Here is a 22,207-nt window from a genome sequence, read left to right on the forward strand (position 1 = left end):
GGGTCACCTCACCGCCATGGCGTCGGCGAGCTGGTCGTAGACGACACCGGCGCTGATAGCGGCGCTACCGAACCATGCGGAGGCGCGGATCCCGGCCATCGCGGAGCGGCGTCGGTCCGGGGTGAGGCGCTGGAGGAACAGCACCCCGTCGAGATGGTCGGTCTCGTGCTGCACGGCACGCGCCAGAATCCCGTCGGCCTCGAAGCTCACCGGCTGCCCGTGCATGTCGAATCCCCGGGCGCGGACCCGCGCGTAACGCTCGGTGGGCTCCGAGATCCCGGGGATGGAGAGACACCCCTCGGTCAAGTGGGTCTTCTCATCACCGATCGGATCCCACTCGGGATTGACCAGGTGACCCTCGCGGCCACCACAGGTGTAGACGAACACCCGGGTGGACACACCGATCTGCGGGGCCGCCAGTCCCGCCCCCTCCTCGTGCCGCACGGTGTCCATGAGGTCGGCCACGGTGCGTGCCAGCCTCTGGTCGAACGAGGTGACGGGATCGACGGGTGTCCTCAGGACGGGATCGCCGAAGAGCCGGACGGGGTGGACGGCCATGCGGATCGGAACTCCTCGCGGGCGACGGATGGGGGAAACGTCCATTCTATGTGGTCATGGGGCCGATCACCGCACGGGTCGGTCAGCCGATGTGGACCGGGTCGAGCCGGACCCGGACCGGGTCGGCGTGTCGTCGACCGGATCGCCCCACCACGATCGCCCGGAGTTCCGTGGACACCTCGCCCAGCAGGGACGGAGGGACCCGGAGCAGCACCCGCTCGGGGTCCTCGATGCCGTCGTGTCCGGGCAGTTCCTCGCCCGGGGGCAGGTCCACGGGACCGAGCACCTCCACCTGATCGGGGATCCGGAGCTCGTCGAGGACCCCCGCGAGGGCCGCGGCCGATCCGTCCACCGCCACCATGTGCACGGCGGGCGGGAAACCCACCTCGGCGCGGTCCGCGAGCTCACGCTCGGCCCACCCCTGCGGGTCCCACCGTACGAGCGCCTGGGAGACCGGGGACCCGGAGTCGGCGGACAGGAACACCCGTCCGCCGTCGGCGGCGGGCCGGACCAGCGAGGCCGCGCCTATCCAGTACCGCAGGGCGTTCTGGACGGCCCGCAGGTCCGGACGACCGAGCAGAGCCCACGAATCCAGGAGCAACGCCGCGCCGTACCCACCGTCGGCCACCGGCTCGGCCCCGGGCGTGGAGACGACGATCGCGGGGCCGGCCGGGACCGCGTCGAGCACCTCGCGTCCCCCGCTCGTCCGCACCCGGACCCCGGGGAACATCCGGCCGAGTTCCTCGGCCGTCCGGCCCGCGCCCACCACCCCCGCGCGGAGGGCACGGGACCCGCAGGCCACGCAACGGAAACCCGGTTCCGGGGCCCCGCACCAGCCACAGGCCAGATCGACGGGACCGTACACGGCGTCCATCCGCCCCGCACGCAGGGGACCGTTGCACCGACGACACCGGGCCGGAGTCCGACACGACCCGCACAGGAGCGTGGGGATGTAGCCCTTCCTCGGGACCTGGACGAGGACCGGGGCGTCCACCTCGATCGCCTCCCGCGCCATCGTGACCGCCACCGCGGGCAGCCGGGTCCGCCCACCGGCCACGTCGCGGGCCTGGGCCGGATCCGCGTCGGTGAACGCGACGACGCGAGGGGCCAGCGCACGGACCAGGCCCGGTTCGGGCCGTATCTCGTGCGCCCAGCCGGACCGGACGTACTCGGCCACCTCGGGGGTGCGGTCCACGGAGGTCAGCAGGAGCGGCGTGCCGTCCAGCGCGGAACGCTGCGCGGCGACCTCCCTGGTGTGCGGGTACGGGGCGCGGGGCTCGACGAAGGACTCGTCACCGTCGTCGTGGAGCACTATCAGCCCGGGTTCCGGCAACGGGGTGAACACGGCGCTCCGGGTTCCCACCACGATCCGGGCGTGACCGCGGATCGCGCGCAGCCACCGCCGGTATCTCGCGGAGGGCCCCACCCCGGCGGAGAGGTCGGCCACGAGTTCCCGCCCCGCGGCACCCCCACCCACGGCCAGCCGACACGCCGCGGTGAGCCGGTCGACGTCCCGCTGGTCCGGGACGATCACCAGGACCTGCAACCCCCGTCGCCGCACCGAGTCCGCCAGGGACGCGAGTGACTGCGCCCAGTCCCGGCCCGGTGGGACGGTCCAGACGCCCCGGGCCGGCACGCCCACGGTGGCGGCCTCGAGGAACCGGGCCACCATCGGGTGGTCGGCCCACCCGGACGGGATCTCCACCGGCCCCGCGGTCACTCCCCGGGGCGGGTCGCCGTCGGGCACCGACTTCTCGGCCGCCGCGTGCCGCGGGGGGATCGCCAGGCGCAGGACGTCCGAGCGCATGCCCACCCACCGCGCGGCCACGAGCTCGACCAGGCGGAGCAGCTCCGGCGTGAGCACGGGTTCCGGTGAGACCACGCGTTCGAGCCATGCGAGTTCCCCGCGGTGATCGGTCTCGGTGGATCGCCCGACGACGAACCCGTCGACCAACCGGCCCGCGAACCGCACGCGCACCCGGGTTCCCGGACGCGCCTGGTCGGACAGGGACTCCGGGACCAGATAGTCGAACTCCCTGTCCAGGTGCGGGACCCCGAGCAACGGCAGGACCCGGGCCACGGGGGCGTCAGCCGCCGCGACCCGGGTCGCTGGGGTGGTGGTCACGGCATCAGATTCTCGCACCTCGCCGCGACGACCGGTGAGTCGAGTCAGAGCCCGGCGGCGCGCTTGAGCTCGTCCACGCGGTCCGTGCGCTCCCACGGGAGGTCGATGTCGGTCCGGCCGAAGTGGCCGTACGCGGCGGTCGCCGCGTAGATCGGACGCTTGAGATCGAGGTCCCGGATGATCGCGCCCGGGCGCAGGTCGAACACCTCGGTCACGGCCTGCTGGAGCACCGCGATGTCGACCTTCTCCGTTCCGAACGCCTCGACGAACAACCCCACCGGGGCGGCCTTGCCGATCGCGTACGCGACCTGCACCTCGACACGCTCCGCCAGTCCGGCGGCCACGACGTTCTTGGCCACCCACCGCATGGCGTACGCCGCGGACCGGTCGACCTTGGACGGATCCTTGCCCGAGAAGGCGCCGCCGCCGTGGCGGGCCATGCCACCGTAGGTGTCGACGATGATCTTGCGGCCGGTCAGGCCGGCGTCGCCCATCGGGCCGCCCAGTACGAACCGTCCGGTCGGGTTGACCAGGAGCCGGAAGTCGCCCGTCTCGATGCCGGTCGCGGCTTCGGCCAGCACCGGGCCCAGGACGTGCTCGGTGAGGTCGTCGCGAAGGGTCGTCTCCAGATCGATCTCGGGGGCGTGCTGTGTGGAGATGACGATCGTGTCCAGGCGGACGGCGCGGTCGCCGTCGTACTCGATGGTGACCTGGGTCTTGCCGTCCGGACGCAGGTAGGCCAACGTTCCGTCCTTGCGCACCTCCATCAGCCGCCGCGAGAGACGGTGCGCCAACGCGATGGGCAACGGCATGAGTTCCGGGGTGTCCGAGCACGCGTACCCGAACATCAGGCCCTGGTCACCGGCTCCCTGACGGGCGATCGCGTCCTCTACGGGGTCGGTCGACGTGCGTGCCTCGTGGGAGGTGTCCACGCCCTGGGCGATCTCCGGCGACTGCGCACCGATGGAGATCGAGACGCCGCAGGAGACGCCGTCGAATCCCTTCTCGGAGGAGTCGTAGCCGATCTCCACGATCTTCTCGCGGATGAGCTGCGGGATCTCCACGTAGCCACTCGTCTTGACCTCGCCGGCCACGTGCACCTGTCCGGTCGTGACCATGGTCTCCACCGCGACGCGGGCTTCCGGGTCCTGCGTCAACATCGCGTCCAGGATGGCGTCCGAGATCGCGTCACAGATCTTGTCCGGATGCCCCTCGGTCACGGACTCGCTGGTGAACAGCCGTCGTGCCTGCGTCACAGTGGTTCTCTCTTCCTGGTGCCGATCGCGTGTGATCGGTGCCGATCGCGTGGGGACAGACTAGTCGGTGCGGTCGCCGGCGGTCCGCGCGGCCGCCGCGGCGACCGAATCGAGGATCCGGCCGGCGAGGAGATCCTTGCTGGCCCTGTCCACGGGCGTCTCGCCGCCCCCGGCGTCGAGGATCCAGCCACCGTTGACGTCCTCGCCGAAGGTGGTGCCGCGTCCGACCTCGTTGACGACGAGGAGGTCGCACCCCTTGCGGGCCAGCTTCGCCCTGCCGTGCTCGAGCACGGATCCCGTGGAGTCCCCGGTCTCCGCGGCGAACCCCACGAGGACACAGTCGGCGGGGATCTCCCCCGCCCTCCGCGCCGCGACGAGGTCCGCGAGGATGTCCGGGTTGCGTTCCAGGCGGATGGCGTCGGGCTCGGAGCTGCTGCCCTTCTTGAGCTTCGACGACGACACCTCGGTCGGCCGGAAGTCGGCCACCGCGGCCGCCTTGATCACGACGTCCGCCCGGGCCGCCGCACGGAAGGTGGCCTCACGCAGCTCGCGGGCGGAGTCGATGTGGACCGCCTCCACGGCGGCGGGCACGGGCAGATCCGAAGAGGTCACGAGCGTCACCGCGGCGCCCCGGGCCGCGGCGACGGCGGCGATCGCATGGCCCTGCTTGCCCGAGCTCCGGTTGCCGAGGAAGCGAACGGGATCGATCTCCTCGCGGGTGCCGCCGGAGGTGACGACGACGCGTGTCCCCGCGAGGTCCCACGGGAGCCCACCGCCCTCGAGCAGCAGCATCGCCAGTCGGGCGATGTCGGCGGGTTCGGGCAACCGGCCCGCCCCGGTGTCGGCACCGGTGAGACGGCCCGACGCCGGCGGCATCACGTGGACGCCGTCGCCCCGGAGGGTGTCGACGTTGCGTCTCGTGGCCGGGTGTTCCCACATCTCGGTGTGCATGGCCGGTGCGAGCAGGACGGGGCATCGCGCGGTCAACAGCGTGGAGGTGAGGAGGTCGTCGGCCCGGCCGGACGCGATCCGCGCGAGCAGGTCGGCGGTGGCGGGGGCCACGACGACGAGGTCCGCCCGCTGCCCGAGGGCGACGTGGCGGACCGACGGCACGTCCGAGAACACCCCGGTGGAGACCGGGTTCCCGGACAGGGCCTCGAAGGTGGCGGACCCGACGAATCTCAGGGCCGCCTCGGTGGGGACCACGTCCACGTGGCAGCCGGACTCGGTGAGGAGCCTGATCAGACCACAGGACTTGTAGGCGGCGATCCCGCCGCCCACCCCGACGACGACACGCATACCGCGCACGTCGTCCCCGGTCACTCGCCCTCGGCGCAGTCGAGCAGGTCGGAGTGCAGCTCACGCAGCGCGATGGTCAGGGGCTTCTCGTGCATCCCCGGGTCGACCAGCGGGCCGACGTACTCGAGGATGCCCTCCTCGATCTGGTTGTAGTACGAGTTGATCTGCCGGGCGCGCTTGGCGGCGAAGATCACGAGGGCGTACTTGGAGGACGCCCGCTCGAGGAGCTCATCGATCGGCGGATTGGTGATGCCGATCGGGGTGTCGTAGAGCGGGGTTGTTGCTGAGGCTTCGATCGTGGCCACTATGGGTTCTCCTCTGGGTACTGCCGTCGGTGGTGCTCTTGCGTCGGGGTTCGCGTCGCGGGTTCGGTCTCAGTCGCGGCCGACCAGCAATGATACCAATTGATCCACCGCGACTTCGAGTTCGTCGTTCACGACGACCTCGTCGAACTCCTCGCGGGCCTCCATCTCGACCTTCGCGGTCTCGAGTCTGCGGGTCACCACCTCGTGCGGTTCGGTACCCCGGCCCCGGAGGCGCTCCTCGAGGTCCTCCCAGGACGGGGGTGCCAGGAACACGGTCCGGCCCTCGGGAATGGACTCGCGGATCTGCCGCACACCGGCGAGATCGACCTCGATGAGAACCGGGCGTCCCTCCGCCAACGCGCGACGGACGGGATCGGCCGGGGTCCCCGAGAGTTGCAGACCCCGGTGGATCTCCGCCCACTCGAGCATCCGACCCTCCTTGACGGCCGCGCGGAACTCCTCGGTGCTCACGAAGTGGTAGTCGCGCCCGTCGACCTCGCCGGGACGCGGATCCCGCGTGGTCATGGAGACGCTGAAGTACAGGTCCGGAACGCGGTCACGTAAGCGGGCCACGACGGTTGACTTGCCGACGGCGGAGGGGCCGGCCAAGACGATCAGCCGGCCCCTCTTCGCCGTCGCTTCCGGGGACGAGACCCCGGACGACGGTGTGTTCATGCGTCGATCAGTCGACCGTGAAGTCGAACCGCTCGAGCAGTGCACGGCGCTGGCGGTCTCCGAGACCACGCAGGCGACGCGTCGGCGCGATCTCCAGCTCGGTCATGATCTCCTGAGCCTTGACCTTGCCGACCTTGGGCAGGGCCTCGAGCAGCGCCGAGACCTTCATCTTGCCGAGGATCTCGTCGCTCTCGGCATCCTTGAGCACCTGCTTGAGGTCGGTGCCACCACGCTTCAGGCGCTCCTTGAGCTCAGCCCGGGCGCGACGGGCGGCAGCCGCCTTCTCCAGAGCAGCGGCACGCTGCTCATCGGTCAACTGGGGAAGGGCCACAATTCCTCCGTCTCGTTCGTGTGTGTCTCATGACTCACGCGGGTGTCCACCGTAGGACATCCACGTGTGGTGTGCGGTGACCGGCCCCGGCGCGTCCGCGGGCTGCGGCTCGTGCCGGGAGCGGGCGCTCCCTCGTGCTCACCGTACCCGGGCGATTCCGTCCCCCTCACGGGAGACCGGCACGGCGTCGGGCCTGATGACCTCAGCAACAGTACGCGGCCGCGGGGCCCCGTCGTTGCGCGGGGCCCGGCGTGGCACCCCGCCTGAACTGCGCATTGACGTGTGAGGTGTGGAGAAGACTAGCGTCGGCGGCCCTCGACCGCGAACCGAACCGCCCGAAGTCGCCGGAAGCGATACGCGACGACGGGCCCCGGTCCGTGACCACTGTGACTCAGGCGATCCGCTGTGGCGCCTGACAGCTCAGGCGGTCTCCTCGAACCGGAAGGTCGCGGTGAGTTCGCGGACCACCGCGCGCATCGCGTCGACGTCCGGACCCGCCCGCAGGACGTGCCGCGAGATGTTGACCAGGGTGTGCGGTAGCGCGGGACCGGCGATCCGTCGGACGTCCGCGAGCGTGCCGCCCTGCTCCCCCACCCCGGGCATCAGGACCGGCCCGGCGAGGGCGTCCAGCCGCGGCGGGTCGGCGACCGTCGCGCCCACGACCACACCGAAGGACCCCGGTACGCCGGACTCCGGACGACCGTTCCTCCGGCCCACCTCGTCGACGACCGACTGTGCGACCGTCCCGGCGGGCCCGGTGGCCCCCTGCAGGCCTCCCGCCTCCGGGTTCGAGGTGCGGGCCAGCACGAAGAGCCCGCGTCCGGTCGCCGTCGCCGCGTCGAAGGCCGCCTCGAGCGAACCCACCCCGAGGTACGGGGACACCGTGAGGGCGTCGCAGGCCAGTGGGGAGTCCTCGCCCAGCCACGCCCGGGCGTACCCCGCCATCGTCGACCCGATGTCGCCACGCTTGGCGTCGGCGACGGAGAGTGCACCGACCTCGGTGATGTCGCGCAGGACACCCTCGAGGACCGCGACCCCCGCGGAGCCGTACTCCTCGAAGAACGCGACCTGGGGTTTGACCGCCGGGACGAGGTCGCCGAACGCGTCGAGGGACCGCCGCGAGAACTCACGGACGCCTGCCGCGTTCACCCCGAGCCCCCACTGTTCGAGCAGAGCCGGGTGGGGATCGATCCCCACGCAGAGGTTGCCGCGGACGGCGACGGCGGAGTGCAGCCGCGCGCCGAACGGGGCCCGGGGCGGGCCGTCGGTCATCGGACGGTGAATCCGCTGTGCAGCTCCTGTAGGGGGCTCACGGTGACCTCGCCGCGCCGCATCGCCTCGATGCCGTGGACCGCCGCCGTGGCGCCCTGCACGGTGGTGATGCACGGGACCCGGCGGGAGATCGCGGCGGAACGGATCTCGTGACCGTCTGCGCGGGTCCCGCCGGTGGAGGAGGCGATGTTGAGGATCAGGTCGACTTCGTCGGCGTTGATCCGGTCGACGATGGTCCGGACCGGGTTCCCCTGCTCGTCGACCGGACCGTCCCCGGCCTCGGTCAGCTTCGCCACGGTCTCGCACGCGATCCCGTACCGGCGCAGCATCAACGCGGTGCCCTCGGTGGCCAGCACCGTGAACCCCAGAGCGGCGAGACGTTGTGCGGGGAACACCATCGAGCGCTTGTCCCGGTTGGCGACCGAGACGAACGCGGTCCCGGTCGTCGGCAGGACCCCCTCGGCCGCGAGCTGGGCCTTGGCGAAGGCGACGGCGAAGTCGGGACCGATACCCATGACCTCGCCGGTCGACTTCATCTCCGGGCTCAGCAGCGAGTCGACGGGCTCGCCCTCGGGGGTGCGGAAGCGGTTGAACGGCAGGACCGCCTCCTTGACGGCGACGGGGGCGTCGGCGGGGAGGGAACCACCATCCCGGTCCGAGGGGAGGAGCCCCTCGGCCTTGAGCTCGGCGATCGTCTCACCCATCATGATGCGTGCGCAGGCCTTGGCGAGGTGTACGCCGGTGGCCTTGGAGACGAACGGCACGGTCCGACTGGCCCGGGGGTTCGCCTCGAGCACGTACAGGACATCGTCCTTGATCGCGTACTGGACGTTCATGAGTCCCTTGACACCGATTCCGAACGCCAGGGCCTCACTGGACCGGCGGACGCGGTCGATGTCGTCCTGGCCCAGCGTGATGGGCGGCAGGGCGCAGGCGGAGTCCCCGGAGTGGATGCCGGCCTCCTCGATGTGCTCCATGACGCCGCCCAGGTAGACCTCGGTGCCGTCACACAACACGTCGACGTCGATCTCGACCGCGTCGTCGAGGAAGCGGTCGACCAGGACCGGACGGTCCGGACTGATCTCGGTCGCATTGGCGATGTAGGACCGCAACGACCCCTCGTCGTAGACGATCTCCATACCGCGGCCGCCGAGGACGTACGACGGGCGGACGAGGACCGGGTAGCCGATGCGGGCCGCGATCTCGGTGGCCTCCGTGGCGTTGATCGCGGTCCCGAACGCGGGGGCGGGCAGCCCGGCCTTCACCAGCACCTCGCCGAACTCGCGACGGTCCTCCGCCAGGTCGATCGCCGACGGGCTGGTACCGACGATGGGGACACCCGCCTCCTCGAGCTGCGCGGCGAGGCCGAGCGGGGTCTGGCCGCCGAGCTGGACCAGGACCCCGGCGACCGTGCCCGACTCGGACTCGGCGTGGTAGACCTCCATGACGTCCTCGAACGTCAGGGGCTCGAAGTAGAGACGGTCCGCCGTGTCGTAGTCGGTCGAGACGGTCTCGGGGTTGCAGTTGACCATGACGGTCTCGTACCCGGCCTCCGAGAGCGTCAGGGCCGCGTGGACACACGAGTAGTCGAACTCGATGCCCTGGCCGATCCGGTTGGGGCCGGAACCCAGGATGATGACCTTCTCGCGCTCGGTCTGGGCCGCGACCTCGGACTCGGCCGAGGGATCGAGTTCGTAGGTCGAGTAGTGGTAGGGGGTCTTGGCCTCGAACTCCGCGGCGCAGGTGTCGACCGTCTTGTACACGGGTCGCACCCCGAGCCGGAGGCGCAGTCGACGGACGCCCTCGGCACCGGCGAACTCGGGTCGCAGGGCCGCGATCTGCGCGTCGGACAGTCCGTTGTGCTTGGCCCGACGGAGCAGGGGCTCGTCGACCACGGGCGCGTCGACGATGTCCTGACGGAGCTCGACCAGGGCGGCGACCTCGTCCACGAACCACGGGTCGATCCCCGAGACCTCGTGTACCTGCTCGACCGTCGCCCCGAGCCGCAGGGCGAGCTCGACGTCGTACATCCGGCCCTCGGTCGGCCGCACCAGATCCGCCAGGACGGCGTCGACGTCGGTCGACCGACCGGGGGCGATCGTCTCGTCCGGCAGGGTCCAGAAGCCCGCGGCCTTGGTCTCGAGCGACCGCATGACCTTGCCGAGCGCCTCGCGGTAGTTGCGTCCGAGACTCATCGCCTCGCCGACCGACTTCATCGTGGTCGTGAGGGTGTCGTCGGCACCCGGGAACTTCTCGAAGGCGAACCTCGGGGCCTTGACCACCACGTAGTCGAGGGTCGGCTCGAAGCTCGCCGGGGTCTCCCCGGTGATGTCGTTGGTGATCTCGTCGAGGGAGTACCCGATCGCGAGCCGGGCCGCGATCTTGGCGATCGGGAAACCGGTCGCCTTGGACGCCAGCGCCGAGGACCGGGAGACCCGCGGGTTCATCTCGATCACGACGAGCCGTCCGTCGGCGGGATTGATGGCGAACTGGATGTTGCACCCACCGGTGTCGACACCGACCTCGCGGAGGATCGCGATACCGAGGTCGCGCATGTCCTGGAACTCGCGGTCCGTCAGGGTCATCGACGGTGCGACGGTCACCGAGTCCCCCGTGTGGACACCGAGGGCGTCGACGTTCTCGATCGAACACACCACGACGACGTTGTCCTTGTTGTCCCGCATGAGCTCCAGCTCGAACTCCTTCCACCCGAGGATCGACTCCTCGATGAGGACGTTCGCGGTGGGTGAGGCGGACAACCCGCCGCCGGCGATCCGCTCGAGGTCCTCGGTGGTGTAGGCCAGTCCCGAGCCGAGACCGCCCATGGTGAAGGACGGGCGGACCACGACGGGCAGCCCCAGTTCGGCGACGGTCGCGTGGACCTCCTCCATGGTGTGACACACGGCGCTACGGGCCGAGTCACCGCCGACGCTCGCGACGATGTCCTTGAACGTCTGCCGGTCCTCACCGCGGTTGATCGCGGGGATGTCGGCACCGATCAACTCCACGCCGTGCTTGTCCAGGATGCCCTGCGCGTCGAGTTGCATGGCGGCGTTGAGCGCCGTCTGGCCTCCGAGCGTGGCGAGGACGGCGTCGACGGGGTGCCCGTCCGCGGCCTCCTTGGCGAAGATCTTGTCGATGTACTCGGGTGTGATCGGCTCGACGTAGGTACTGTCGGCGAACTCCGGGTCGGTCATGATCGTGGCCGGGTTGGAGTTGACCAGCGTGACGCGCAGTCCTTCGGCGCGGAGGACGCGGCACGCCTGGGTGCCGGAGTAGTCGAACTCGCAGGCCTGGCCGATCACGATCGGGCCGGAGCCGATCACGAGGACGTGGGTGATGTCTGTGCGGCGGGGCATCAGTTCGAGCCCTTTCTGGAGTCGGCGGAACCGGTGTCGGCGGCGTCGCCGCTCGTGGAGTCGAGCAGGCTGACGAAGCGGTCGAAGAGGTCGGCGGCGTCACGGGGACCCGCCGCGGCCTCGGGGTGGTACTGGACGGAGAAGGCGGAGCCGTCGGTGAGGGCCACACCCTCGACGGTCCCGTCGTTCGCGCACACGTGGGTGACGGTGGCCGCGCCCCAGGGGGTCTCCCAGGTCTCGGTCTCCGGGGCGCGCAGTGCGAACCCGTGGTTCTGGGAGGTGATCGCGACGGAGCCGGTGGCCTTCTCGATCACCGGGATGTTGATCCCGCGGTGGCCGAACGGCATCTTGTAGGTCTCGAGCCCGAGGGCGCGACCCAGGATCTGGTTGCCGTAGCAGATCCCGAAGAACGGGATCCCCTGGCTCAGGACCTCCTTGGTCAGGTGCACCGCGGCGTCGGCGGTGGCCGGGTCCCCGGGACCGTTGGAGAGGAACACGCCGTCGACGTCGAGGTCCATCACGTCCTGCAGGGTCGAGGCCGCCGGGAGTACGTGGACCCGTACGCCGCGGGCGGTGAGCATCCGCGGGGTGTTGGTCTTGATGCCCAGGTCCAGGGCCGCCACCGAGAAGCGGGCCGGCCCCTCGGGCTCGACCACGTAGGCGGCGTCGGTCGAGACGATCTCCGCCAGCGACGCCCCGACCATGGGCTCCTGGGCCCGGACGGCGGCGAGCATCGACTCGTCGTCGGCCAGGTCCTCACCCGAGAAGATCCCGGCCTTCATCGCCCCGAGATCGCGGATGTGGCGCACGACCGCCCGGGTGTCGATCCCGGCGATCCCCACGATGCCCTGCGCGAGCATCTCGTCCTCGAGGGTGCGGTCGGAGCGGTGGTTGGACGCCCGGCGGGACAGGTCGCGGATGACCAGTCCGGACACCCAGATCCGGCCGCCGCCGTTCACGCCGTCGAGGAGCGACTCCCCGTCCTCGTCGTTCCACCCGGTGTTGCCGATCTGCGGGGCGGTGCTCACGACGATCTGCCGGTAGTAGGACGGGTCGGTGAGGGTCTCCTGGTACCCGGACATGCCGGTCGTGAAGACCGCCTCGCCGAGCGTGGTGCCGGTCGCCCCGAACGCCGTCCCGCGGTGGATGCGACCGTCCTCGAGGACGAGCGCGGCGGGCGTGCGGCCCCCCGGTGCGACTGTGGTGGTGTTCTGCGGGGTCACTGCTTCTCCTCGGTGGTGGCGCGGGGGGTGTCCGGTCGGTCGGCGGGTGCGGCGTCGCCGCGTAGTGCCTCCCACCGTGGGTACGAGTCCTTGTCGTCGGCCCGGAATCCCGAGTCGATGAGGGTGCGGCCGTCGAGGCCGTCGACCTGCCACCGCGCGACGAGGATCCCGCCGCCGGGCACGGTCTTGTTGGCGAGGGCGGAGGCGCGTCGCACCTCCACCAGATCGGCCCGGGGGATCCACACGGTGGAGTCGGCCAGCTCGAGCCGCAGACCACCGGTGTAGGCGGTGAAGGTTCCCGCCGAACGGTGCCCGAGCGGCGCCCGGGCGATCCGCGCCTGCCAGTCACCCGCCACCGTGCTGCCGATGTACACGCCGGTCAGCGGGCCCAGGACGACGTCGCCGGTCTCGGCGGGGACAGCCGGGAGGGTGTCGTAGAGACCTGCCTGCGAGCGACCGCGGTTCCGCCAACCCAGCGCCATCAACCCGAGTAGACCGAGAAAGACGGCGACGACGATCACCACGGTCCAGACGTCCTGCGTCATGTGAGTACCTCTCCGTCGCGGCTGGTCATGCGGCCCCGGTACACGGTGCCCACGACACGAGCGGCGAACGTCATGCCCTCGTAGGGGGTGTTGGCGGACAGACTTGCCAGTTCCTCGCCGACGACGGTCCAGTCGGAGTCGGGGTCGACGACGGCGAGGTTGGCCGGCTCCCCCACCTCGATCGGCCGCCCCTGATCGGTGAGGCCGGCGATCTCGGCGGGCCGGACGCTCATCACACGGGACAGATCGCGCCAGGTCATCTCACCGGACTCCACGAGCAGGGCCGCGATGATCGGCAGCGCCGTCTCCAGCCCGAGCATTCCCGGGCGGGCGGCGGCGAATTCACAGCACTTCTCCTGGGCGGCGTGGGGCGCGTGGTCGGTCGCCACGCAGTCGATCACTCCCGCCACGAGTGCCGCCCGCAGCGCGAGCGTGTCGTGGGTCTCGCGGAGCGGGGGGTTGACCCGGTAGACGCCGTCGTAGGACTCGAGCCTCGTGTCGTCGAGCAACAGGTGGTGCGGGGTGACCTCGGCGGTGATCGAGATCCCCTGCCCCTTGGCCCACTTGAGCAGCTCGACCGTGCCGGTGGTGGAGGCGTGGCAGATGTGGACCCGAGCACCGGCGTCCCGGGCCAGGATGGCGTCGCGCGCCACGATGGACTCCTCGGCCGAGCGCGGCCACCCGGTGAGCCCTAGGCGCGCTGCCGTGGGTCCCTCGTGGGCGACGGCTCCCCTGGTCAGGCGCGGCTCCTCGGCGTGCTGGGCGACGAGGACCCCCAGCCCGGCGGAGTACTCCAGAGCACGCCGCATCACCAGCGGGTCGTGGACGCACATCCCGTCGTCGGAGAAGATCCTCACCTGCGCCTCCCCGGAGGCCATCTGACCCATCTCGGTGAGGTGCTCGCCCCCCAGGCCGACCGTGACCGCGCCGACCGGGTGGACGTCACACAGGCCGACGGACCGACCGATCCGCCACACGGAGTCGGTGACGGTCTGATTGTCCTGCGGGGGTTGCGTGTTGGCCATGGCGAACACCGCGGTGTACCCGCCCCGGGCCGCCGCGGATGAACCGGAGGCGATGGTCTCGGTGTCCTCCCGGCCGGGCTCTCTCAGATGGGTGTGGAGATCGACGAAACCGGGCAGCAGGACCGCACCGTCCAGCTCGTGGATCTCCGCGTCGTCCGGTGCGTCGTCACCGGCGCCCGGACCGATCGCGGCGATGACGCCGTCCCGCACGAGCACGTCGACGGGGGCGCCCTCCCCATAGGGCCGGACCCGGCGCAGCAGCAGGGGCGGGGGTTCGAGGGCGCTCACTCGGGGTTTCCTTCCGTTCCGACAAGAGTGTGGAGCAGGACCGACATGCGGACGTGGACGCCGTTGGTCACCTGCTGGAGTACTGCCGACGAGGGGGCGTCCGCCGTCTCGAATCCGATCTCCATCCCGCGGACCATGGGCCCGGGATGGAGCACGACGGTGTGCTCGCGCAACCGGGCCGTTCGGGCGGGACCCAGTCCGTATCGCACCGCGTATTCACGGGTGGACGGGAAGAACCCGCCGTTCATCCGCTCGGCCTGGACCCGCAGCATCATCACCGCGTCCGCCCCGGGGAGTTCGGCGTCGAGGTCGGTCGAGGCGCGTACGGGCCAGTCGCCGACGCCGACCGGCAGCAGGGTGGGCGGAGCCACGAGCACCACCTCGGCACCGAGCGTCGACAACAACAGGGCGTTCGACCGGGCCACCCGGGAGTGCAGGATGTCGCCGACGATCACCACCCGTCGGCCCTCGATACCCCCGAGTCGTTCCCGGATGGTCATCGCGTCGAGCAGGGCCTGCGTGGGGTGCTCGTGCATCCCGTCGCCGGCGTTGATCACCGACGGTCCGACACCGCCCGGCGCGACCCACCCGGCGATCTGTTGGGCGGAACCGGACGCGGGATGACGGACGATGAGCGCGTCCGCCCCCACGGCGGTCAGGGTCATGGCCGTGTCCCGTAGAGACTCGCCCTTCTGCACGGAGGAGGCGTTGGCGGAGACGTTGATGACGTCGGCGCTCATCCACTTCCCCGCTGTCTCGAAGGAGACCCTCGTCCGGGTGGAGTTCTCGTAGAACACCGTCAGGACGGTCTTCCCACGGAGGGTGGGCAGTTTGCGGACCTCGCGCCCGAGCAGCGTCTCCTTGAGACGGCTCGCCTCGTCCAGGATGGACAGAGCGGAGTCGCGGTCGAGATCTGCGGCGGAGAGCAGGTGCTTCATCGGGCACCCTCCGGGTCCGCTCGTCTGAGGACCACCGCGTCGACCCGGTCGATCTCGGTGAGCAGTACCGAGATGCCCTCCTCGCGGGAGGTGGGTACGTTCTTCCCCACGTAGTCCGCGCGGATCGGCAGTTCGCGATGTCCCCGGTCGACCAGGACGGCCAGCTGCACGCGCGCGGGCCTGCCGAGATCGCGGAGTGCGTCGAAGGCGGCCCGGATGGTCCGGCCCGAGAAGAGGACGTCGTCGACAAGGATCACCGTCGCACCGTCGATTCCCTCCGCCGGTACCATAGTCGGACTCATCGGGCGGTGCGGACCGCCGGCGAGGTCGTCCCGGTAGAGGGTCACGTCGAGGGAGCCGGCGTGTACTTCCGCTCCGCCGAACTCCCGGATCCGTTCCGCCAACCGGTGGGCAAGGGGAACGCCTCTGGTGGGGATGCCGAGCAGGACGACCGGCCCCGAATCGGGCGCGTCCGCAGCCGTGCGTTCGATGATCTGATGGGCCAGGCGGGAGACCGTCCTGGCGACGTCGTCGGACGTGAAGAGTGACACCGAGTTCGATTCCGAACCGTCAGCGCTCACCGATCACCACCTCCTTGTCCGCCTCGCTGGACGGCTCGTTAAAGGGATAGCTTTCGGATGTGGACTCTATCAGTCTTCCGCACCCGCTTCCGTCGCGTCGGGGGTGGGCTCCGACACGTCCGGTGGGGACGCGGTGTCGATCGTCGACACGGCTCGCTCGGCCGCCCGGATGTGCTGGGCGAGGCCGGCGACGCGGTCGAGGACGGCGTTGACGTAGCCCACGGACTTCTCGGCGGACAGGTCCGAGATCAACAGCACCGCCTGGTCGATCACGATGGCCGGGTCGACGTCGTCGGTACCGAACAGCAGCTCCCACGCACCGGCGCGCAGCACGGCACGGTCGACCGCGGGGAGTCGCTCGAGCGTCCACTCCCGCAGGTGCTCGGAGATCATGGAGTCGAGACGGTCCAACCGCTCGGCCACACCCGTGACGATGTCCATGGTGTACGAGGCGACGTCGTGGAACTCCTGCGACTCCGCGCCCATCCTGCGGCGTTCCTCGGCGAGCTCCACCACGTCGGCGTCCCGCAGCTCGGCCTCGAACAGCAGGGCCACCGCACGCTTGCGGGCCCGGAACCGGGATCCCCGGCGCCGGTAGTCGACTTCGTCTGACATGGTCAGTCGTTCACCCGGCTGAGGTAGCGACCGTCACGGGTGTCGATCTTCAGCTTGTCGCCGGTGTTGATGAACAGCGGGACACTGACCTCGGCGCCGGTCTCGAGGGTGGCCGGCTTGGTGCCGCCGGTCGAGCGGTCGCCCTGGAGGCCCGGATCCGTGTGCTGGACCAGCAGGTCCACAGAGACGGGCATCTCGGCGAAGAGGGCGACGCCCTCGTGCATCGAGACCTGCACGCTGGTGTTCTCGAGGAGGAAGCGCGCACCGTCACCCATCACCGTGGGCGAGACGTTGATCTGCTCGAAGTCCTTCTCGTCCATGAGGACGTAATCCTCGCCGTCGCGGTACAGGAAGGTCATGTCGCGGCGGTCCACCGTGGCGGTCTCGACCTTGACCCCGGCGTTGTAGGTCTTGTCGACGGTCTTGCCCGTGACGACGTTCTTGATCTTGGTGCGGACGAAGGCAGGGCCCTTACCCGGCTTGACGTGCTGGAACTCCTGGATCTGCCAGAGGTTCCCCTCCTCCTTGAGGACGAGGCCGTTTTTGAAGTCGGCGGTGGACGCCATTGTCGGTTCTCCTTCGCGGGTCGTCGGCGGGCGGCCGTGGACCGGCGCCGCGCGCATGTTCGTGGGACTGCTGCTCAGAGCACGCTGAGCGCCGTCGACGTGGTGGTCAGGGACCTACCGCCCCCGCCGGTGACGGCCACGGTGTCCTCGATTCGGATCCCTCCGAGACCCGGGAGGTAGATCCCCGGCTCGATGGTGATCACATCGCCGTCGGACAGTGTACTCGTGGACCTGGAGGAGACAGCGGGCGCTTCGTGGACGTCCAGCCCCACACCGTGCCCCAGCGAGTGACCGAAGTACTTCCCGAAGCCGGCGTCCGAGATGATCCCCCGACTCACCGCGTCGAGTTCCGGACAGGACAGCCCAGCGCGCACCGCCGCCACGCCGGCGACCTGGGAGCGCCTGACGACCTCGTAGGCATCCAGGAGGCGATCGGCGACGACGCCCAGCGCGACGGTCCGCGTGCAGTCGGACGCGTAGCCGGCGACGGTGGCGCCGAAGTCCACCACGACGAGATCGCCGTCGGTCAGCACCCTGTCCCCGGGGACGTGGTGCGGGTGGGCGCCGTTGGGACCCGAGGCGACGATGGTCTCGAACGCCACACCGTCGGAACCGGCTCGTCGCATGGCGTGCTCGAGGTCCGCGGCGACCTCCCGCTCGGTCCGGCCCGCGGTCACCGACCGCTGGGTCGACAGATGGGTCCATGCGTCGTCGACGACCCGACATGCCTGTTCGATCAAGCCAATCTCGACGGGGTCCTTCGCCCGCCGGACCCGCTCGACGAGGCCACTGGTCTCGATGACCGGCGCTTCGTCGGCCCCGACCGTCGCCATCACTCTGCGCAGTGCGGTCGCAGCGGAGAGCGTCAGGTCGTCCGCCTCCACCGCGAGCGGCGCGTCGGCGGGTCCGCGGCGCCGCCCGAGCACCCCGGCGACGTACTCCCGCGAGATCACGTGTCCCACGTCGGGGGCCTGCTCGACCACCTGGAGTTCGTACCGCGAATCGGTGCACAGGACCGCCTCACCGTCCTCCTCCACCAGAACGACCCCGCCGGATCCCCGGAACCCGGTGAGGTAGGCGATGTTGCGCGGATCCGTGACGAGGAGAGCTCCCGCACCCGCCTCCGCGATCGCTGAGGCCACCGCGCGCCGACGGGCTGCCAGACGGCCGGTCACAGGAGGATCCCGCCGCCGGCGGCGGTGCGCCCCTCGGAGATCGCGGCGTAGGCCGCGGTCATCAACGACGGGTCCGGAGCCTCCATGCGTGCGGGCCGGGCCAGTCCGTCCAGCACGACGAGCCGGAGGAATCCGGAGTGGTTCTTCTTGTCCCCGGCCATCAACTCCAGCAGACGCGGGAAGGCGTCCTCGTGGTACCCGGTCGGCAACCCCAGGGACGCAAGGATCGAGGCGTGTCGGTCGGCGGTGGCGTCGTCGAGACGGCCGGCGAGGCGGGCGAGTTCGGCCACGAAGCACATCCCCACGCTCACGGCCGCCCCGTGACGCCAGCGGTACTGCTCCCGTCGCTCGACGGCGTGGCCGAGGGTGTGACCGTAGTTGAGGTTCTCGCGGGGACCGGACTCCCTCAGGTCCCTGCCCACCACGTCGGCCTTGACCTGCACGCTCCGTCGGATGAGTTCGACGATCGTGTCCCCGGTCGGGTCGAGCGCTGCCTCCGGATCCGCCTCGATGAGGTCCAGGATCACCGGGTCCGCGATGAACCCGCACTTGACCACCTCGGCCATGCCGGAGATCAACTCGTTGCGCGGCACCGACTCCAGCGTCGCGGTGTCGACGAAAACTGCGGCCGGTTCGTGGAAGCTGCCGACGAGGTTCTTTCCCGCGTCCGTGTTGATACCAGTCTTGCCACCCACGGCGGCGTCCACCATGGCGAGGAGGGTGGTGGGGATGTGGACCACGCGGACCCCGCGCATCCAGGTGGCCGCCACGAATCCCGCGAGATCCGTCGCGGCGCCGCCGCCCAGGCTCACCACGGTGTCCTTGCGGCCGAGTCCGATCTTGCCGAGCACGTCCCAGCAGTATCCCGCGACGGCCAGGTCCTTGCCCGCCTCCGCGTCGGGGATCTCCACCCGGTGAGCATTGACGCCGGCCTCGGCGAGCTGCTCCCGCAGTGCTTCCGCGGTCTGGGTCAGCGGTGGTTGGTGGAAGATCGCGAGGTTGCGCGACCCCGAACACGCCTCCAGGATCTCCGGGAGCAGTCCGCGGCCGATCACCACCGGATACGGGTCGGCGGACCGTACGTCGACGACCACGGGGTCGGTGGTGTTCCGGTCTCGGTTCATGAATTGCTCCCGCTCATCGCTCGATCTCCCACGGCTGGTGCCGACAGCTCCTCGTTCCGACTCACGATCGGTCCGGTGCGCCCCGGACGTGCGGGTCACCGGTCTCGAGTCTGTCGACGATCTCCGTCACCACCTTGCCCGAACTCCGACGTTCCGTGCTGACGGTGGACCACGCCACCTCGCGGTACAACGGCGACCGCTCGGTCAGCAACGCCTGGTAGCGCGCGGTCACGTCGCCCCCGGCCAGCAGCGGGCGGCCGGGCCCCCGGGACCTGCGTACGCCTTCGGCCACCCCGATGGTCAGGTGGATGACGCGATGATCCCGAAGCATCCGCCGGGTGGTCTCCGACAGCACCGCGCCGCCACCCAGGGAGAGGACGCCGTCGAACGACCGTAGGGCCTGGCCCACGATCCGTTCTTCGATCACGCGGAACCCCGGTTCGCCGTCCTCCGCGAAGATCTCGGGGATCGAGCGTCCCTCGGACTCCTCGATCAGCTGGTCGGCGTCCCGGAACGGCACGTCGAGGCGCCTGGCGAGTTTCCGTCCGATGGTCGTCTTGCCGGCACCCGGCGGACCCACCAGGACGGCGACCGGCCGTGCCGGGCCGCTCATGCCGGATCCGGGTCCCAGTCCAGTCGCTCCGCGACGGCGGCGAGGTACCCCTCGGCATTGCGTCGGGTCTCGGACAGGGAGTCCCCACCGAACTTCTGCAGGACGGCCCGGGCCAGGACCAGGGCGACCATGGATTCCGCCACCACTCCCGCCGCGGGGACCGCACACACGTCGGAACGCTGATGGATGGCGGTGGCCCCGGAGCCGTCGGCCATGTCGACCGTGCTCAGCGCACGGGGGACCGTGGAGATCGGCTTCATCGCCGCCCGGACCCGGAGGGCCTGACCGTTGGTCATACCGCCCTCGAGTCCACCAGCGCGGTTGCTCCGTCGTCCCACACCGTCCGCGTCGCGTTCCATCTCGTCGTGCGCGACGCTGCCGCGCCGCCGGGCGGTCTCGAACCCGTCCCCGACCTCGACGCCCTTGATCGCCTGGATGCCCATGAGGGCACCCGCCAGCTGGGCGTCGAGACGATCGTCACCGGAGACGTGCGAGCCGAGTCCGATGGGGAGTCCGTGGACCACCACCTCGACCACCCCGCCGAGGGTGTCCCCTGCCTTCTTCGCGGCCTCGATCTCAGCGATCATCGCCTCCCCGGCCCCCGTGTCGAACGCACGGACCGGGCTCTCGTCGATTGCCGGGAGATCGGCGAAGCCCGGCTCCGGACCGACGTAGGAATCGGATCCGCCGATCGAGATGACGTGGGAGAGCACCTCCACCCCGAGGACGTCGCGCAGTACCGCCCGGGCGACGGTCCCCGCGGCGACCCTGGCGGCGGTCTCCCGTGCGCTCGCGCGCTCCAGCACCATGCGAGCGTCGTCGAAGTCGTACTTGAGCATGCCGGCGAAGTCGGCGTGACCCGGACGCGGGCGGGTGAGCGCGGCGGCCCGGGCCTTGTCCTCGATCGCGTCGGGTTGGACCGGGTCCGACGACATGATCTGTTCCCACTTGGGCCATTCGGTGTTGCCGACCTCGATCGCGATGGGGGATCCCATGGTGCGACCGTGGCGGACGCCGCCCAGGACCCGGACCGCGTCGGCCTCGAACTTCATCCGCGCGCCACGGCCGTAGCCCAGGCGACGGCGGGCGAGTTGCGAGGCGATCTCGTCGCTCGTCACCTCGACCCCGGCGATCACGCCCTCGACGATCGTCACCAGGGCCTGGCCGTGCGATTCTCCGGCAGTGGTCCACTTCAGCACGTCGCCGATCATCCCACGTCGGGGTACGGCACGGCACATCAGGCCCGGGGCGTCGCGGACCGCCGTGCCCGCGAGGCGACGACGGCACGGTGCGGAGTGTCACCGGTGAGACGCCGGAACGCGTGGATGAAGCTCGAGGCCTCGGCATACCCCAGGCGCAAGGCGACGTCCTCCACCGACAGCAGGCCGGTCGCCAACATCCGCCTGGCCAGTTCCAGCCGGACGTCGTCGAGAAGGCGCTGGAACGATGTGCCCTCGTCCGTCAGGTGCCTGCGCAGGGTCCGGGGACTGACCCCCAGTCCGGCGGCCACCGAGGACATGGAGGCCCCCTGCGTGAGACGACCGGCGATCTCGACGCGGACCCGGCTGCTCACCGGCCCCCGGGTCCGACGGGTGGCGGCCAGGTCGCGACACATGGCCTCGGCCACCGTCACCGCCGCCGGGCTCCCCTGCGGGAGCGGTTCGTCGAGGCGGGCGGCGTCGAAGACCATCGTGACGCCGGTGCCGTGGTCGGACTCCGACGGCGCCAGGCCGAGCCGTGCCCCGTATGCGGTCAGGGTCCCGGGTGACCGCCCCCCACCGAAGGTGATCTCGGTGAACGGGACACCTCCGGGGACGAGCTCGCCGAGGACGGAGTGGATCGCGAACAGGTCGCGGTCCACGAGGAACTCGCGGACGTCGTCCGGGAGCGCGGTGTCCGCCAGACGCACCACGATCCTGTCCCCCGTCGACTCCACACCGATCGTGCTGAAGATGTAGCTCAGGTCGATGAAACGAAGCGTCACGGCGATCACGTCGCGGAGCGTCGGGCTCGACAGCAGGGCGTATCCGAAGATCCCGAAGGTGGTCAACCGGTAGGCGGCGCCCACCTCGGCGGCGAGGGCGGGCCGGTCGCCCGCGGCGGCGCGGAGGTTGCGGATCGCGGTCAGTTCCTGGTCCGGCGCCACGAGAAGATCGGGGGTGGCGAGGTCGGCCGTGGAGAGCGCGATCCCCTGCAGGACCCGGCCGGCGTCCACGCCGAGCCGCTCCCCGGCCTCGACGAGCACGCCGATCCCGATCGCCGAGCGGGGGAAGTCCCAGTGTGGGACCGCGGGGTCGTCCCAGGTGGTCATGTCCGGAATTATGGATTATTCGT

Annotated in this window: 21 protein-coding genes; all 21 read right to left on the minus strand. The window is 70.6% G+C overall.

The features are described 5' to 3' along the window. Positions 1-3: 3 nt before the first annotated feature. Positions 4-558: a peptide deformylase gene (gene def, locus NJE57_RS01095; RefSeq protein ID WP_319026526.1), complete on the minus strand. Its 555-nt coding sequence runs from the start codon at positions 556-558 to the stop codon at positions 4-6. Between the two features lie 82 nt (positions 559-640). Next, a complete protein-coding gene (locus NJE57_RS01100; protein ID WP_319026527.1) occupies positions 641-2,683 on the minus strand; it encodes a primosomal protein N' in 2,043 nt (680 codons plus the stop codon). 44 nt (positions 2,684-2,727) lie between these two features. After that, the gene (gene metK, locus NJE57_RS01105; protein ID WP_319026528.1) at positions 2,728-3,939 is read right to left on the minus strand and encodes a methionine adenosyltransferase; all 1,212 of its coding nucleotides are present in this window, start codon (positions 3,937-3,939) and stop codon (positions 2,728-2,730) included. A gap of 60 nt (positions 3,940-3,999) precedes the next feature. Then, complete coding sequence (coaBC, locus tag NJE57_RS01110) at positions 4,000-5,238, minus strand: bifunctional phosphopantothenoylcysteine decarboxylase/phosphopantothenate--cysteine ligase CoaBC (protein ID WP_319027047.1); 1,239 nt, start codon at positions 5,236-5,238, stop codon at positions 4,000-4,002. Positions 5,239-5,258: 20 nt separating this feature from the next. Continuing rightward, positions 5,259-5,543, minus strand: a complete 285-nt coding sequence (rpoZ, locus tag NJE57_RS01115; protein ID WP_319026529.1) for a DNA-directed RNA polymerase subunit omega — start codon at positions 5,541-5,543, stop codon at positions 5,259-5,261. A gap of 69 nt (positions 5,544-5,612) precedes the next feature. Then, positions 5,613-6,218: a guanylate kinase gene (gmk, locus tag NJE57_RS01120; protein ID WP_319026530.1), complete on the minus strand. Its 606-nt coding sequence runs from the start codon at positions 6,216-6,218 to the stop codon at positions 5,613-5,615. Between the two features lie 7 nt (positions 6,219-6,225). After that, positions 6,226-6,549: an integration host factor, actinobacterial type gene (gene mihF / locus NJE57_RS01125; protein WP_007631925.1), complete on the minus strand. Its 324-nt coding sequence runs from the start codon at positions 6,547-6,549 to the stop codon at positions 6,226-6,228. Between the two features lie 420 nt (positions 6,550-6,969). Then, on the minus strand, positions 6,970-7,821 hold the full coding sequence (gene pyrF / locus NJE57_RS01130) for an orotidine-5'-phosphate decarboxylase (protein ID WP_319026531.1): 852 nt from the start codon (positions 7,819-7,821) through the stop codon (positions 6,970-6,972). Continuing rightward, positions 7,818-11,180: a carbamoyl-phosphate synthase large subunit gene (carB, locus tag NJE57_RS01135; protein ID WP_319026532.1), complete on the minus strand. Its 3,363-nt coding sequence runs from the start codon at positions 11,178-11,180 to the stop codon at positions 7,818-7,820. Before carB ends, pyrF begins: the two co-directional genes overlap by 4 nt. Continuing rightward, positions 11,180-12,403, minus strand: coding sequence for a glutamine-hydrolyzing carbamoyl-phosphate synthase small subunit (gene carA, locus NJE57_RS01140; protein ID WP_319026533.1), 1,224 nt, complete (start codon positions 12,401-12,403; stop codon positions 11,180-11,182). The genes carB and carA overlap by 1 nt, the downstream gene beginning before the upstream one ends. Beyond that, positions 12,400-12,948: a hypothetical protein gene (locus tag NJE57_RS01145; protein ID WP_319026534.1), complete on the minus strand. Its 549-nt coding sequence runs from the start codon at positions 12,946-12,948 to the stop codon at positions 12,400-12,402. Before NJE57_RS01145 ends, carA begins: the two co-directional genes overlap by 4 nt. Beyond that, positions 12,945-14,261, minus strand: a complete 1,317-nt coding sequence (locus NJE57_RS01150; protein ID WP_319026535.1) for a dihydroorotase — start codon at positions 14,259-14,261, stop codon at positions 12,945-12,947. The genes NJE57_RS01145 and NJE57_RS01150 overlap by 4 nt, the downstream gene beginning before the upstream one ends. Then, positions 14,258-15,199 carry an aspartate carbamoyltransferase catalytic subunit gene (locus tag NJE57_RS01155; protein ID WP_319026536.1) on the minus strand — a complete coding sequence of 314 codons (942 nt, stop codon included), beginning with the start codon at positions 15,197-15,199 and terminating at the stop codon, positions 14,258-14,260. The genes NJE57_RS01150 and NJE57_RS01155 overlap by 4 nt, the downstream gene beginning before the upstream one ends. Beyond that, entirely contained in the window at positions 15,196-15,780 is a 585-nt protein-coding gene (pyrR, locus tag NJE57_RS01160; protein ID WP_319026537.1) for a bifunctional pyr operon transcriptional regulator/uracil phosphoribosyltransferase PyrR, read from the minus strand. The genes NJE57_RS01155 and pyrR overlap by 4 nt, the downstream gene beginning before the upstream one ends. 69 nt (positions 15,781-15,849) lie before the next feature. Further along, the gene (gene nusB / locus NJE57_RS01165; protein ID WP_319026538.1) at positions 15,850-16,395 is read right to left on the minus strand and encodes a transcription antitermination factor NusB; all 546 of its coding nucleotides are present in this window, start codon (positions 16,393-16,395) and stop codon (positions 15,850-15,852) included. Between the two features lie 2 nt (positions 16,396-16,397). After that, positions 16,398-16,961 carry an elongation factor P gene (efp, locus tag NJE57_RS01170; RefSeq protein ID WP_319026539.1) on the minus strand — a complete coding sequence of 188 codons (564 nt, stop codon included), beginning with the start codon at positions 16,959-16,961 and terminating at the stop codon, positions 16,398-16,400. A 74-nt stretch (positions 16,962-17,035) separates the two neighbouring features. Then, positions 17,036-18,136: an aminopeptidase P family protein gene (locus NJE57_RS01175; RefSeq protein ID WP_319026540.1), complete on the minus strand. Its 1,101-nt coding sequence runs from the start codon at positions 18,134-18,136 to the stop codon at positions 17,036-17,038. Next, positions 18,133-19,260: a 3-dehydroquinate synthase gene (aroB, locus tag NJE57_RS01180; RefSeq protein WP_319026541.1), complete on the minus strand. Its 1,128-nt coding sequence runs from the start codon at positions 19,258-19,260 to the stop codon at positions 18,133-18,135. The genes NJE57_RS01175 and aroB overlap by 4 nt, the downstream gene beginning before the upstream one ends. A 61-nt stretch (positions 19,261-19,321) precedes the next feature. Then, positions 19,322-19,873 (minus strand): shikimate kinase, encoded by a 552-nt coding sequence (locus tag NJE57_RS01185; protein ID WP_319026542.1) that lies wholly within the window; start codon positions 19,871-19,873, stop codon positions 19,322-19,324. Then, entirely contained in the window at positions 19,870-21,072 is a 1,203-nt protein-coding gene (aroC, locus tag NJE57_RS01190; protein WP_319027049.1) for a chorismate synthase, read from the minus strand. Before aroC ends, NJE57_RS01185 begins: the two co-directional genes overlap by 4 nt. 38 nt (positions 21,073-21,110) lie before the next feature. Next, complete coding sequence (locus NJE57_RS01195; RefSeq protein ID WP_319026543.1) at positions 21,111-22,184, minus strand: AraC family transcriptional regulator; 1,074 nt, start codon at positions 22,182-22,184, stop codon at positions 21,111-21,113. Positions 22,185-22,207: the final 23 nt, after the last annotated feature.

This window comes from Dietzia sp. PP-33, from assembly GCF_033790845.1.
Classification (GTDB): domain Bacteria; phylum Actinomycetota; class Actinomycetes; order Mycobacteriales; family Mycobacteriaceae; genus Dietzia.